This window comes from Natrinema sp. CRL1, assembly GCF_059162405.1.
In genome coordinates this window covers 19,271-32,787 of record NZ_JBLVOY010000004.1, presented here as the reverse complement: position 1 = coordinate 32,787, position 13,517 = coordinate 19,271, and the positions used below count along the sequence as shown (strand labels likewise).

The following is a 13,517-nucleotide window of genomic DNA, read 5'->3' as shown; positions in this document are numbered from 1 at the left end:
TTCCGCATCCGACCGCGGCGGCGCTAGGGCCGACTTTCCGGCAGTGCTCGCTTGGGTAGCACCTGCAGTTCGGGTTCGTACGTGACCGTCGCCTCGACGCCGAAGACATCGGCGAGTAACTGCTCTGTGACGACCTCCTCGGGCGGCCCCCAGTCGTAGAGTTCGCCGTCACGCATCGCGACCAGATAGTCCGCAAAGCGGGCCGCCTGCGAGATATCGTGGAGGATAACGGCGACGGTAACGCCTTTCTCCTCGTTGAGTTGCCGGATCGTCTCGAGGACCCGGAACTGGTGGTGAACGTCGAGGAACGTGGTCGGCTCGTCGAGCAACAGAACGTCGGTGTCCTGTGCCAGCACCATCGCGATCCAGGCCAACTGTTTTTGCCCGCCGCTCAGTTGCCCGAGTTCGGTGTCCCGGAGTTCTTCGATCCCCGCCAGGTCGATCGCGCGCTCGACCGCTTGATGGTCCGCTTCGCTGACGCCCTCGAAGAAGCCGCGATGCGGGTAGCGGCCGTGATAGACGAGGTCTTCGACCGAAATGGAACTGAGCGAGTCGTTCTCCTGGGAGAGAACGCCCAGTTCGCGCGCCAGTTCCTTCTGGTCGAAGGTGTCGAGATCCTCGCCGTGGATCTGTACCGAGCCCGTATCCGGCGTGAGGTGATTCGAGAGCGCTTTGAGAAGCGTACTCTTGCCGCTGCCGTTCGGGCCGACGAGTGCGGTCACCGCCTCCTCGGGAATGTCGAGGCGTGCACAGTCGACGATCGTCTCCTCGCTCGTCGGGTAGCTCAACTCGAGGTCGTCGCCGACCAGTGCGCTGTCGATCGCGACGCCGTTGTCGTCGGTGATTCGCTCCCGTTCTCGGTTCATGTCCTGCTGTGTGCGTGCCATTATAGCTCACCCATCGATTGTTGCTTCCGCATCAGGTAGAGGAAATACGGGCCGCCGATCAGCCCGGTGACGACGCCAACCGGCATCTGGGTCCCGCCGAGTGCGAGCCGTGCGCCCACGTCGGCGGTCACCATCAGTGCGGGGCCGGCGAAGAGACAGCCGACCATCAGTCGTCGGTAGTCCCCACCCACCGTGTTCCGGACGATGTGGGGAACCACGAGGCCGAAGAAGCTCACGACGCCGGCGACGGCGATCGCGACGCTGGCGGCCAAGATGGCGACAGCAGAGAGGAAGAATCGAACGCGCTCGACGCGCATGCCGAGTGATCGCGCGGTGCTCTCACCGAGCATGAGGACGTTCAACTGTCGTGCACCGGCGAGTGCGATCACGATCGCGACGGCCGCCGGCAGGACCGCGATTCGGACCTCTCCCCAGCCGGTGCCAGTAAGCGAGCCCGTGATCCACGCGATCGCCGTCTGGACGACGCCCAGATCGTCCGCGAAGAAGAACAGGCCCTGCTGGAGCGACTGGAAGACCATGTTGACGATCACGCCGGCGAGCACGAGCCGCACGGGGTTCGTGCCGCCTTTCCACGCGATCGTGTAGACGATCACGAACGCGATCGTCCCGCCCGCCGCGGCGATCAGTGGGAGGAACGGTGCGAGACCGCTGAAGACGACGAGTGTCGCCAGCACGGCGAATCCGGCCCCGGAGCTAACCCCCAGGACGAACGGACTCGCCAGTTCGTTTCTCGTCACGGCCTGAAAGATCGCGCCGGAGACCGCGAGCGTCGCACCGGTGATGATCCCGACGAACACCCGCGGCAGCCGGAGGTTCCAGATGACGATGCTGCCGGTGCTCATCTCCGGCAGTTCGGTCCCGAACAGGAACGCCGACCACGCGTTGAGGTTGAAGACCACCGCCGGGTTGAATACCGCTTTCCAGGCCTCGAAGAACGTCATCGAGTACTCGCCGAAACTCACCTGTATCAGTCCGGCGACGACGGTGACAATCGTACTCCCAAGACAGAAGAGCACGAGCGTCCCCGTGACCCATCCCTCTCGCTCCCGGGCGGACCCGTGCCCATTGACCGACTGCGCTTCTCCCATCGTCATTTAGGTAGCCCTAAAAAGCGTATAGTAGTTGCGGTTGCGAGACGATATGGCAACGAGCGACGTGGCGGCGGCGGCGATACGCCGAGACTGCCCCAGCGGGCACTTCCAGCCGTCTATCGTTCGAACGGCGTCACTCGAGCAGTTCGATTTCGTCGTCGCCGTTGGGGACCGCACAGATGAATGCGCCCGGCTCGTCGCTTTCGTTGCGGTACCAGTGGACCGTCCCGGCGGGAATCAGCAGCGAGTCGCCGATTCCGACCTCGTACTCCTCGTCCTCGAGCCCAACCGTGTACTCGCCCGCGAGGACGTACTGTTCGTGTTCGACGTTGTTCGTGTGTTTCGGGACTTCTGCACCGGATTCGAGGACGAACCGCCGGATCGCGAAGTTCGGCGCGCCGTGGTCGTCGTTGAGCAGTACGGCCTTCTCGAGGCCGTCGGCCGCCTCGACGGTCTCGTACTCGAGGTCCTCGCCGCGACGGAGCAGTGGCTCGGTCATACTGCACGTCGGTGTCCGAGCCAGAAAACCGTCCGGGTTCGCCGAACGCTGAGCCCGCTGGGGGGTGTCCTCCCTCGAGCGCAGTCGAATCAGGGCCGTCGAACGGCCAGCGCGAGGAACGCGATGCCGAAACAACCCGCTAGCAAAGCAGCGTACGAGAGAATCACGAGCGCGTCGCTACCCTGCTCGAGGCCGAGGAACACAGCGCCGACCGCACCGGCGAGCGCGCCGACGCCGAAGACTGCGAGGAGGACGCGTTCGGCCCGGCTCTGCTGATTCGTCGATTCCGTCTCGCGCGTCGCGGCATCGAACAGCGGTTTCGCGTTCTCGTATACCTCACGGGGCAACATGACCGAGGACGGTGCCGTCACGCCTCTCGTCTTGGTGGCGTACGACGGGCGGAGAACGACGGTTTCGACGGCCGGGACGTGAAAGGCGCGAACGGCCGCGAGCTCCTCGAGCGTGAACGACCGGCCGTTTACGCGGACCGTTCCCGTCTCCGGATCGATCCGTCCGCGGGACGTGAGCAGCCACGTCACGGTTCCGGTTCCGGCCGGAACCGCCACGAACGCCGCCAGCAGCACCGTCGGAACCGTCACGACCGTTCCGCCGATCACGACAGCCCCGACGAGGACGCTCGTCGCCAATCGGGGCCCGCTCAGCTGATCGTACCCCGCACGTTCTAGCCAGTCACGAACCGCGGATCGCGCCGTTCGGTCCTCGAGCAACGGGAGGAGATAGAGCAGCGAGAACGGGCCGCCGATCAACAGAAGGAGGGCGAACACCGCGAGCCGTCCGAAAGCCCCGTTCGCGACGGAGAGGGCGACGGCAATAATACAAAAGACGCCGATCAGGACCGCCAACCCACCGAAAAATCCCGCCTGTACGTACCGACAGAGAGGGCCGGCTCTCGAGGCCGCCGCGTTGCGCGACCACGTAACTGCACTGGAGTGATCCGCCACGTACCGCTTTTCGTGTCACTGGGGTATAAAATCACGCTCGAGGACGAACCGTCGGTCGCGACGGTCGGCGCGCCGTGGTCGGCGACGAGGGCTGAGATCGGCTCATAGCGCGCGCCGGAGTTTGGTTGCCAGATACCAGAGCCCGCCGATGGCACCGGCGACGAGTGCGAGGTTGAAGGCGATGATGAGCAGTTCGGGCGGACCGATGGAGAGGACTGGCATATACGATCGTTTGCACCAATCGCTATTACCTTCTTGCCATCATGTCGCCGTTCTCCTGATGCGGTCGTAGTGGCCGAGTCGACCGGTCACCGTCAGTCACGACGGCGCTGTCGCTCAGGGGTGGTAAAATACTGCAGTCAAGTGCCGATACCGTTACGAATTCCGCCTTACAGGCGCTCGACGTTCGTCGCGCGCGGGCCCTTGGGGGCCTGTTCGATATCGAACTCGAGTTCCTGTCCTTCTTCTAGGTCCGGGCCGCCGATGTCTTCCATGTGGAAGAACACGTCGTCGTCCGCGTCCTCAGTCTCGATGAATCCGTAGCCGCCAGTGTCGTTGAAGAAATCAACGGTTCCTTTCGCCATTGCTTCTAAAGGGAAGCGCCGAAAAGTCATAAAGCCTCCGACTCTGCGTTACCCCCGGTACTGGGCCGCTCGTGCGGTCTCGAGGTGGCGATATCGTCTCAAATACTGTCGCCGTCTTCCAGCCGCTGGATCGAGATCGCGATGAAGTAGACGAGCATGAACAGGAAGAACCCGCCCGAGAGCCCGACGAGTTCGACGGTCCCGACGCCTCCGGGGTTGAACACGGCGAAGGCCGCCATTCCGACGACGAATACCGCGATGATGAAGCCGCCGACGGCGTAGTAGAAGGCGATATCCGATTCGAGGCGTTCGCGCATGTGTCTCCCTTTCGGCTCCCCGTATAAGTATTCGAAGTCTCATAGGGAGTATCGTAGAAGTTCATACATTCGGAATACAAGACTGAGAGACACAACCCAGTCGAGAATCACGCAACACCCGGGTGGGTACGATACTCCCTATCGGGAGCCGAAGTATCTTATAGCTGCCACGGCCAACGGGAGCGTATGGCGGACTACGACCTCGACGCGGTCGACCGGGAGATCCTCTATGCCCTCCAGGAGGAGGCGCGGAACCTCTCCTCGAGCGAGATCGCCGACCGGACCGACGCCTCCTCGAGTACGGTCCGCAAGCGCATCCAGCGCCTGGAGTCGGAGGGCGTCATCAAGGGGTACAGCGCGAACATCGATTACACGAAATCCGGCTATCCGATCCGGATGCTACTGTTCTGTACCGCGCCGATCCCCGAGCGAGGGGAGTACATCGACGACCTACTCGAGATTTCGGGGGTCGTCTCAGTCCAGGAACTGATCACGGGCGAACAGAACCTCCTCGTGACGGTCGTGGTCGAAAACGACAGGGACGTTACCCCGATCGCACAGCAGCTCGCGGACATGGGACTGACGATCACGGACGAAGTCCTCGTTCGGAGCCACCAGTCGACCTCGTTCGACGAGTTTTCCTCCCGCTGATATCGCGGCCGACAGTCTCCCGGCACCGCGTCGCTGCCGGCGCGAAGCGACCGATCGTTTTCACGTTCGTCGGATACAGCCGTTCTACCACGTCTCGAGCGGTATGCAATGATCTACCGTGTTACTCTAGGTACCGAAATACGAACGAATTGTTCGAACCAAAGGTTATAATAACCACTCTGTTCACATATGGAGTAGAGACGACCAGTTGAGCAAGTGTTGCCGCGAACGACACGTCATGCCGGAAACCGGTTGCGGGCTGGTCGCCGATACGACACATGACCGAGGACACAGCAACGACCGACGACGACATCGCACCGCGCCCCGAACCGACGCCGCCGAGTTCGGCCGTGCCGCGAGCGTCGACTTGGACGGTTTGGACGCTCTTCATAGCCAGTCTCGGGGTCCTCGCGTTGGCGATCCGGGGCGGCGCTGGCTGGGAGTTCTCGACGCTCCTGCGGATCGACGGCCTGACCGCGGTCATGTGGGTCGTAGTCACGTTCTTCAGCGGGATCGTCCACAGCTACTCGCGGCGCTACATGGCCGGCGACCGCGACATAGAGCGGTTCTTCGGCCGCGTGTTCGGCTTTACCCTCGCCGTCATGACGATGACCGCGGCGAACCACGTCGCGCTGTTCGTGGCCGCGTGGCTGGCGATGGGCCTGCTGATGGCCGGGCTCATCGGTCACGTTCGCGACTGGCCGCAGGCCCGCGCCGCCGGTCACATCGCCCGCCGCTACTTCCTCGCCAGCACCGCGTTACTTGCCGGCTCCGTGGCGCTGCTCGTCTGGGCGACCGGCGCGACGACGCTCACAGGCGTCCACGGGGGTCTCGAGGGCGTCTCGCCGATGGTCGGGCTCGTCGCCGCCGCGGGGATCGTCCTCGCGGCGATCATCCAGTCGGCGCTCCTGCCGTTCCACGGCTGGCTGCTGTCGTCGATGACCGCGCCGACGCCGGCGTCGGCCCTGATGCACGCCGGGTTCGTTAACGCGGGCGGGATCCTGTTGACGCGGTTCGCGCCGTTGATCGGGGACCAACTCGTCGTGATGTCGGCGATCGTCCTCGTCGGCGCGGTCAGCGCCCTGCTCGGGCAAGCGATGATCCTCGTTCAGACGGACGTCAAGCGCAAGCTCGGCAGTTCGACGATCGCCCAGATGGGCTTTATGATACTCCAGTGTGGGCTCGGCTTTTTCGCCGCCGCGATTGCCCACCTCATCCTGCACGGCTTCTACAAGGCGTATCTCTTCCTCTCCTCGGGCGCGGGCGTCGAGCGCGCGGCCCCCAAGGAGGCGGCCCACACCGAACTGGGTTTTTCGGGGGTCGCCGTCAGCCTCCTGACGGCCGTCGGCGGTGGCGTGCTGTTCGGTTTCCTCACCGGGAAGGCAACGAGCCTGACGCTGAACAGCGGCACCATCCTGACGCTGGTCGTGGTCCTGACGACGCTGACCGCGGCTCGAGACATCCTCCAGCGCTCGACCCTGCCAACGGCGGTCCGGTTCGTCAGCGTCCCGGTGATCGTCCTGACCGCGATCGGCGGCTACGCCGTCGCGTTCAACGCCGTCTCGAGGATGCTCTCGGGGGTTCCGATGGCCCACGTTTCGACCGAGATGACTCCCGTCCACTACCTCGTCGTCGCCCTGTTCGTCGGGGCGTATCTCGTCGCGGAACTCGGCTGGTACCGCTCGAGCGAACGTCTCTACGTTGCCCTGCTGAACGTTTCCCAACCCGATTCGGCGACCGTCCTCACCAGTACGGAGGAATACAATGACGCGTAAGGAATCCGACGATCACCGTCGCATCGAGGAGAGCATCGACAGCGCGGCCGAACGCATCGGCTCGGTCTGGCCGCTGCACTCGTTCGTCACAGCAAACCCCCTCTCGGGGTTCGAAGACGAGCCGTTCCACCGGGCCGTCGCCGAGGCCGAGGACCTGTTCGGCGGTCGGGGCTACCCCCACCCGTCGGTCTTCCGCCGCGCGTGGGAATCGGGCCGAATCGACTCAGATACGCTCCGTGCCGAACTCGAGGCCCACGGGATCGACCGCGATCCCGAGACGCTTCTCGAGGAGATGGCCGAGGCCGAAGCGGCCCGCGACGCGGCCGATCCCGACGGCGCGACCGAGGCCGTCGATCGGGTCCTCTCGAAGTGGCTCGCGGCCTTCCTCGACGAGGGGCAGGCCAAGTGGCCGATGCCAAACCGCGAGGACGGGTTCTATCAGGCGTGGCGCACGATGGCTCCCCACGACGGAGATGTTCCGGGCTGTGACGATGCCGACGACCTCTCCGAAACGGCAATCGCGGCGCTCGAGTCGGCGCTCGGCGACTACCCCGAAGGGCGCTGGGTGGAGATCCTCGAGGCCCACCTCGCCGCCCTCCCGGGCTGGAGCGCGTTCGTCAGCCAACGGACCGACGACGACGTCGACCCGTGGCAGGAGTCGTACCCGATCACGCTGGCCCAGTACCTCGCGGTGCGGCTCACGCTCGCGGACCTGCTGGACGCGCCGATAGATCTCGCCGAGGCCTCCGGGACCGCCGACCCGGACGCGGACGGCAACGACGTTCCCCTGCCCGAGATCTGGCTGACCGCGTGGGAGCAGAGCTACCGCGAGCGGCTCCTCGAGGGGATCGACGACTCGGTGTCCGAGTCCGGCGACGCTGCCGACCGGCCGGCCGCCCAGCTCGTGTTCTGTATCGATACTCGCTCCGAGGTGATCCGCCGCCATATCGAGGCCCAAGGCCCCTACGAGACCCACGGCTACGCGGGCTTTTTCGGCGTCCCGATGCGCCACCGGGGCCACGAGGCGGCCGCCGACACCGACGCCTGTCCGCCGATCGTCGACCCGGAACACCGGATCGTCGACCGGCCCGACGACGCCGAGGCGGCCGCCGATCGCAACCGCTGGACCGGGCTCGCCACGGCCGCCCGCAACCACTTCACGACGCTCAAATCGAACCTCGTCGCCGCCTTTACCTTCGTCGAGGGGGCCGGCAGCGCCTACGGCTCGGCGATGACCGCCCGGACGCTGTCGCCATCGACCATCGCGACACTCGAGTCCGCCCTCGAGGACCGCGTCCCGAGCGTTCCCGAGGTCGCTTCGCCCGCCGTCGACTACGAGGAGTACGACGACCACGACCACACCGGTCACGACCTCCCGCAGGGACTGAGCCACGAGGAGAAGGTCGAGTACGCCCAGACCGCGTTCGAACTCATGGGCTGGACGGAGTTCGCCCGACTGGTCGTCTTCGCGGGCCACGCCAGCGAGACGACGAACAACCCTTTCGACTCGAGTCTCGACTGCGGGGCCTGCGCCGGCAACCCCGGTGGTCCCAACGCCCGCGTGCTCGCGACGATCTGTAACGACGCAGACGTTCAGGCGGCGCTCCGCGAGCGCGGAATCGACATCCCCGACGACACCGTCTTCCTCGCGGCCGAACACAACACGACGACCGACGAGATCACGCTCTTCGACGGTCCGGTGCCCGAGAGCCACCGCGAGGATCTCGCGTCCCTGCGCGCCGATCTCGAGCGCGCTCAGGCCGGTGCCGCGGCCGAGCGCACCGCATCCGTCGAGGGCGAGGCAGCCGTCGACGAGGTCGAGCGCAAGGCGGCCGACTGGGCCGAAACCCGCCCCGAGTGGGGGCTGGCCGGCAACGCTTCTTTCGTCATCGGCCCGCGCGAACTGACCGCCGACCGGAACCTCGACGGGCGCGCGTTCCTCCACTCCTACGACTGGTCCGTCGATCCAGACGGCGACGCCCTCGAGGCCATTTTCACGGGCCCGCTCGTGGTCACGCAGTGGATCAACAACCAGTACTACTTCGCGACGGTCGACAATGCCGCCTACGGCAGCGGCTCGAAGGTCACCCAGAACCCGGTTGGCAACGTCGGCGTCGTCCAGGGCAACGGCGGCGACCTGATGACCGGGCTCCCGCTGCAGTCGCTCAATATCGACGACGAACGCCCCTTCCACCAGCCGCTGCGCCTGACCGCCGTGGTCCACGCGCCGGTCGAGCGCGTGACCGAAATCCTCCGCGAGCACGAGGACGTGCGCGAACTGCTCGAGAACGGCTGGATCGGCGATCTGACCGTCGTCGACCCCGAACAGGACAACGAGGCGTTCCACTACGCGGGCGACCTCGAGTGGGCGAGCGAGACGGCAACGGCGACGATCCCGGAGCCGACGACGCCGGTCGCGGAGTCGACGGCCGACGACTGATACGGATTGCTGTACCGATGTACCGGCGCAACCGCCGCCGAATCGCGGTTGCCCGGAAATGACGTACAGTAAACCGTATGAGCCAGCGGCCAGTCAGTCAGCCGATTCTTTGCCGGACAGTAGGCTCTTGATCGTCGACTCGTAGCCGTCCGGTACCAGATCCACGAGCACGTCGGGGTCCGTTTCCCCGTCGACGGTAACGAGATAGGTGCGGCCGGGTCGATCGCCGTAGACGCCCTGAAAGTCGTAGACGAAGCCGTAGACGGAGACGGCGTCGCGGATTTCGGCGGCGGCACACAGCGAGCGCACCTGATAGTCGACGTTGTACTCGACAAGTTGGTTGATAACGGCGTCATCGTTGGCGTCACGGTCGATCAGGTGGCTCTCGAGTCCCTCCTCGACGACCGGAACGAGTTGGTCGACCCACTTGTCGACGCCGCGCGGCCCGGGCGGGTCCGCGCCGGTCGCGACGTGATAGGCGGCGGTGACCGCGCCACAGCCGGTATGGCCCACGACGGCCACGGCGTCGGTGCCGGTGTGATGGATCGGATAGAGGACGCCGCCGTCGATGATCCGGTCACCGTCGTCCTCGTCCCAGACCTGATTGCCGATGTTGCTGGGCGTGAAAATCGTACCCGGCCGATCGACGCCCCACATCCCCTCGTGAGAGACCCGCGAGTCCGAACAACAGACCGCGACGACGGTCGGGTGCTGGCCCGTCTGGACGTCCGCGAAGTACCCGTCGGGCAGCGACTCGACGTGGCGGCGGTTCCCGGCGAGGAGTCGCTCGAGGGTGTCGCGATCGGAGCCCATACCCGACCTACACGAACGGCGAAGAAAAAGGTTCGAGCCCGTGGGTCCGTCGAGACGGGAACGATGGCTGTGCCGCGACCCCGGGTTCCGCGAAGCAAATCTTCACCTGTGGGCGTGCCCATGGACGTATATGGCAGAAACCAGACAGTGGCGACTCGCCAGCCGCCCCGTCGGCGAACCGACGATGGAAAACTTCGAACTCGTCACCGTCGACCGTCCCGAACCGGACAACGGCGAAGTCCTCGTAAAAACGCTGTACCAGTCCGTCGATCCGTACATGCGCGGACGCATGCGCGATGCGGAATCGTATGCCGAACCCTGGGACGTCGGCGATCCCATGCAGGCCAGCGTCGTCGGCGAAGTCCTCGAGTCGAACAGCGGCCGGTTCTCCGAGGGCGATATCGTCACCGGCGACCTCCTGTGGGCGGAACACGCGGTCGCGGACGCGAACGAACTCCAGCGGGTCAATCCGGACCACGGCCCGATCTCGACGGCGCTCGGCGTCCTCGGGATGCCCGGCGTCACCGCTTACTGGGGCCTGAACGATGTCGGCGACCCGAAACCCGGCGACACCGTCGTCGTCTCGGCGGCCGCCGGCGCGGTCGGCTCCGTCGTCGGCCAACTCGCTCGCCTCTCGGGGGCTCGAGTGGTCGGCACCGCCGGCAGCGAGGCGAAAACGACGTGGCTCACCGAGGACCTCGGCTTCGACGCCGCGATCAACTACAAGGAAACCGACGACCTCTCGGCCGCGGTCGAGGACGCCTGTCCTGACGGCGTCGACGTCTACTTCGACAACGTCGGCGGCCCGATCACGGACGCCGTCTGGCCCCGGTTGAACGTCGACGCACGCGTCGCGGTCTGTGGCCAGATCTCGCTCTACAACGAGACCGACGTGCCGACCGGGCCGCGAAAGCTCGCAAAACTCATCGAGAGCCGCGCGACAGTCGAGGGCCTCCTCGTCAGCGACTACCAGCCCCGATGGGGCGAGGCACTCGAGCGGCTCTCGAAATTCGTCCAGAACGGCGATGTCGAGTACCGCGAAAACGTCGTCGAGGGATTCGAGAACGCCCCCGACGCGTTCCTCGGGCTGTTCGAAGGCGAGAACATCGGCAAGCAACTCGTCAGAGTCGCCGAGCGCGGCGACTGACTGCTCGACCTCGAGCGCTACCGGTTCGATTTTCCGCTCGAGTTGTTCACGCTCATTGTTCGCCGAGCCGACGCGTTACCCTCTCAAAAGCCAGAAACAGTTAACTCGAACCGCTGCTCACTGACGGGCGCAGTTGCATGGGGGATACAAACACACCACGCCGGGCGGCAGCGATCTGTGAAAACTGCGGTTCCGCCCGTTCGGTTCGCATCGGCCCGGAGGGAGATGTTCGACCGATCGGAACCGGACTGGGCACCGATTGCACGTGCGAGGACGGCGAGTTCCGCGTTCTCAGCGACGATCCCGAGGTACCCACGGATATCGAATCGAACAGGCCAACGGGGGAGCCGTGAGTGCATGAGTGTCGGCGCTCGAGCGCGCCTCAATCGGTCAGCCCGTAGCCCGTTTTGAACAGGTAGACGTCGATTCCCAGCACGAGGAGCGTACACGCCGTCAGCACCGCAAGCGAGGCAAGCGGCGCGAAGTCGGCGTAGGGTTCGGGGAGGATACCGACCGAGATCAGGTCCGAATAGCCAAGCAGGCCGAATCGGACGCTGTCGACCATGTAGACCATCGGGTTGAGCAAGGAGAGGTTCACCTGCCACGCCTGCTCGAACGTCTCGAGGGAGTAGAAGACCGCGCCGAAGAACACCAGCGGGCGGAGGATGAACTGGTTCATCACGGTCAGATCGTCGAAGTCTCGAGCGACGAGTCCGCCGATGATCCCGAATCCGGCAAATAGCGACGTGATGACGACCATCGTGGCGACGAGATAGAGCCCGTGCTCGATGCTGATCGGCACGAACAGTCGGCCGACGACGGCGATGATGACGCCGACGATGAGTCCCCGGACCGCGCTGGCACCGACGTAGGCGACGACCATCTCGACGTACGACAGCGGCGAGGTCAACGTCTCGTGGATGTACTCGTTCCACCTGCCATGGAAAATCGAGAACGAGGCGTTCTCGAAGGCATTGGAGATCGCGCCGAGCACGATTAGCCCGGGCACGATGAAGAGGATGTAGTCGAAACCGGCGATCTGGTCGATCCGGCCGCCGAGGATCAGCCCGAAGACGGCGAAGTAGAGCACGTTCGTGATCGCCGGTGGCATGAACGTATTCTTCGGGCGACGGACGAACCGCAGTATCTCCCGCCGGAAGAGCGCGCGGAAGCCGACCGACAGCATCAGGCGACCCCCTCCTGTTCGCGCTCGGCTTCGCGTCCGTCGGTCGCGCTCTCGCCGTCGTCTGCTCTCTCGGCCGACGACCGCGTCACCGTCCGATCCTCGCTGCGGGTCAGATCCACGAAGATCTCCTCGAGTGACGTTCTGGTGATCTCGAGGTCGGCGATCTCGTGGCCCATCGCCTCGAGGTCGTTGAGCAACCGCGGCGCAGTCGAGCCGCCGTCGTCGACGCGCACCTCGAGTCGCTCCCCGGAGACCGTCGTTTCGTGTGCGTAGGCTCCGAGTTCGGGCGTATCGGCGGGTGCCGACTCGAGGCGCACGGCGATGGTGTCGGTGCCGCGGCCCTTCAGTTCGTCCGGGGTCGCGACGGTCACTTTCCGGCCCTCGTTCATGATCGCCACGCGGTCACAGAGGCGTTCGGCTTCCTCGATGTAGTGGGTCGTGAGGAGAATCGTCGTCCCTTCCTCGTTGAGTTCGGTCACGAGTTCCCAGAGGTCGTGGCGCAGTTGGACGTCGACGCCGGCGGTCGGCTCGTCCAAGATGAGCAGATCCGGCTCGGTGACGAGGGCTCGAGCGAGCAGCAGCCGGCGTTTCATCCCGCCGGAGAGCCAGTCGAAGCGCTCGTCGCGCTTGTCGTAGATGCCGACCCGTTTGAGCACCTCGTCGGCCCGTTCGGCGGCTTCGCTTTCGGGCACGCCGTGATAACCAGCCTTGTGTTTCAGTACTTCTCGAATGGTAAAGAACCTGTCAACATTGAACTCCTGGGGCGCGAGACCGATCGCGTCGCGGGCCTGCTGGTAGTCGTCCTCGACGTCGTAGCCGAAAACCCGCGCGTCGCCGCCGGTCTTGCGGACCAGGCCGACCAGCGTGTTGATAAAGGTCGTCTTCCCCGCCCCGTTAGGGCCGAGCAGGCCGAAGAACTCGCCCTCCTCGACGGTCAGCGACAGCTCTTGGAGGGCGCGAAGATCACCGTACTCCTTGACGAGGTCGACGGTCTCGATGGCCGGTGGCATCGCCGAATCGTCGGCCCCGGCCGCGGTTAAGAATGTTGGTCTCGGCACTCGAGCCGGCCGTTACTGCCGGTATCGATTCTTACACTGGACCGCTTGCATTGGTACTCCGACGGTCACGGTCCGGTAATCTGGGG

The 13,517-nt window shown here is 65.1% G+C and carries 13 protein-coding genes; 4 read left to right on the top strand and 9 right to left on the bottom strand.

All coding sequences use genetic code 11. From position 1 onward, the window contains the following. Window positions 1-23: 23 nt before the first annotated feature. The 6 genes from ACJYUO_RS14265 to ACJYUO_RS14240 all read right to left on the bottom strand — a co-directional run bounded on the left by ACJYUO_RS14265 (window position 24) and on the right by ACJYUO_RS14240 (window position 4,361). A complete protein-coding gene (locus tag ACJYUO_RS14265) occupies window positions 24-887 on the bottom strand; it encodes an ABC transporter ATP-binding protein (protein WP_494346027.1) in 864 nt (287 codons plus the stop codon). After that, complete coding sequence (locus ACJYUO_RS14260) at window positions 887-1,996, bottom strand: FecCD family ABC transporter permease (RefSeq protein WP_494346026.1); 1,110 nt, start codon at window positions 1,994-1,996, stop codon at window positions 887-889. The genes ACJYUO_RS14265 and ACJYUO_RS14260 overlap by 1 nt, the downstream gene beginning before the upstream one ends. 136 nt (window positions 1,997-2,132) lie before the next feature. Further along, entirely contained in the window at window positions 2,133-2,498 is a 366-nt protein-coding gene (locus tag ACJYUO_RS14255) for a cupin domain-containing protein (protein WP_494346025.1), read from the bottom strand. An 89-nt stretch (window positions 2,499-2,587) separates the two neighbouring features. Next, a complete protein-coding gene (locus ACJYUO_RS14250; RefSeq protein WP_494346024.1) occupies window positions 2,588-3,460 on the bottom strand; it encodes a hypothetical protein in 873 nt (290 codons plus the stop codon). A 389-nt stretch (window positions 3,461-3,849) separates the two neighbouring features. After that, window positions 3,850-4,044 (bottom strand): cold-shock protein, encoded by a 195-nt coding sequence (locus ACJYUO_RS14245; protein WP_005554588.1) that lies wholly within the window; start codon window positions 4,042-4,044, stop codon window positions 3,850-3,852. A gap of 98 nt (window positions 4,045-4,142) precedes the next feature. Further along, entirely contained in the window at window positions 4,143-4,361 is a 219-nt protein-coding gene (locus tag ACJYUO_RS14240; protein WP_494346023.1) for a hypothetical protein, read from the bottom strand. 186 nt (window positions 4,362-4,547) lie between these two features. Between ACJYUO_RS14240 and ACJYUO_RS14235 the strand changes: the two genes are divergently transcribed. From ACJYUO_RS14235 to ACJYUO_RS14225, 3 genes are all read left to right on the top strand, one after another. Beyond that, window positions 4,548-5,012 (top strand): Lrp/AsnC family transcriptional regulator, encoded by a 465-nt coding sequence (locus ACJYUO_RS14235; protein WP_006432260.1) that lies wholly within the window; start codon window positions 4,548-4,550, stop codon window positions 5,010-5,012. A gap of 278 nt (window positions 5,013-5,290) precedes the next feature. Further along, complete coding sequence (locus ACJYUO_RS14230; protein ID WP_494346022.1) at window positions 5,291-6,787, top strand: proton-conducting transporter transmembrane domain-containing protein; 1,497 nt, start codon at window positions 5,291-5,293, stop codon at window positions 6,785-6,787. Then, window positions 6,777-9,227, top strand: a complete 2,451-nt coding sequence (locus tag ACJYUO_RS14225) for a DUF2309 domain-containing protein (RefSeq protein WP_494346021.1) — start codon at window positions 6,777-6,779, stop codon at window positions 9,225-9,227. The genes ACJYUO_RS14230 and ACJYUO_RS14225 overlap by 11 nt, the downstream gene beginning before the upstream one ends. Before the next feature lie 93 nt (window positions 9,228-9,320). Here the strand turns inward: ACJYUO_RS14225 and ACJYUO_RS14220 are convergent, their stop codons facing one another. Continuing rightward, window positions 9,321-10,040: a carbonic anhydrase gene (locus ACJYUO_RS14220; protein WP_494346020.1), complete on the bottom strand. Its 720-nt coding sequence runs from the start codon at window positions 10,038-10,040 to the stop codon at window positions 9,321-9,323. 130 nt (window positions 10,041-10,170) lie between these two features. On the opposite strand from ACJYUO_RS14220, the gene ACJYUO_RS14215 reads away from it, so the two are divergent. Beyond that, window positions 10,171-11,187 (top strand): NADP-dependent oxidoreductase, encoded by a 1,017-nt coding sequence (locus ACJYUO_RS14215; protein ID WP_494346019.1) that lies wholly within the window; start codon window positions 10,171-10,173, stop codon window positions 11,185-11,187. 382 nt (window positions 11,188-11,569) lie between these two features. On the opposite strand, the gene ACJYUO_RS14210 is transcribed toward ACJYUO_RS14215, so the two are convergent. Next, window positions 11,570-12,373: an ABC transporter permease gene (locus tag ACJYUO_RS14210; protein WP_494346018.1), complete on the bottom strand. Its 804-nt coding sequence runs from the start codon at window positions 12,371-12,373 to the stop codon at window positions 11,570-11,572. Then, entirely contained in the window at window positions 12,373-13,383 is a 1,011-nt protein-coding gene (locus ACJYUO_RS14205; protein WP_494346017.1) for an ABC transporter ATP-binding protein, read from the bottom strand. The genes ACJYUO_RS14210 and ACJYUO_RS14205 overlap by 1 nt, the downstream gene beginning before the upstream one ends. Window positions 13,384-13,517 lie beyond the last annotated feature (134 nt).